The sequence below is a fragment of the Streptococcus intestinihominis genome, assembly GCF_046824975.1.
Lineage (GTDB): Bacteria > Bacillota > Bacilli > Lactobacillales > Streptococcaceae > Streptococcus.
The window spans coordinates 375,775-376,169 of record NZ_JBKQBL010000001.1 but is presented as its reverse complement, the minus strand read 5'-3'; the positions used below and the strand labels follow the sequence as shown (position 1 = coordinate 376,169).

Genomic DNA, 395 nt, shown 5'->3' with positions numbered 1-395 from the left:
TCTTCTGCATGCGGTACTCACCGTGGACAGGCATGAAGTATTTGGGTTTGATCAAGCGTAACATGAGCTTTTGTTCTTGTTGGCCACCGTGTCCAGAGGTATGGATGTTGTTAATCTTACCGTGGATGACATCGACTCCTGCTTCCGAGATGATATTGATCAATTTATTCACACTAGTTGTATTCCCAGGAATTGGACTAGATGAGAAGATAACGGTATCACCCGGTTGCAATTGCACCTGGCGGTGGGTTCCATTAGCGATACGAGACAGTGCCGCCATAGGCTCCCCTTGGCTACCTGTACACATAATGAGGATTTCGTTTGCCGGGTAGTCTTTGATTTCACTTGGTTCAATAATCGTTCCAGGTGGTACCTTGATATAGCCAAGCTCAATT

1 protein-coding gene is annotated in these 395 nt (G+C 46.1%); it reads right to left on the bottom strand.

Annotated elements, in window-relative coordinates:
• A partial coding sequence (locus ACLOR3_RS01975) for an MBL fold metallo-hydrolase RNA specificity domain-containing protein (RefSeq protein WP_412036938.1) occupies window positions 1–395 on the bottom strand: 395 nt, incomplete at both ends.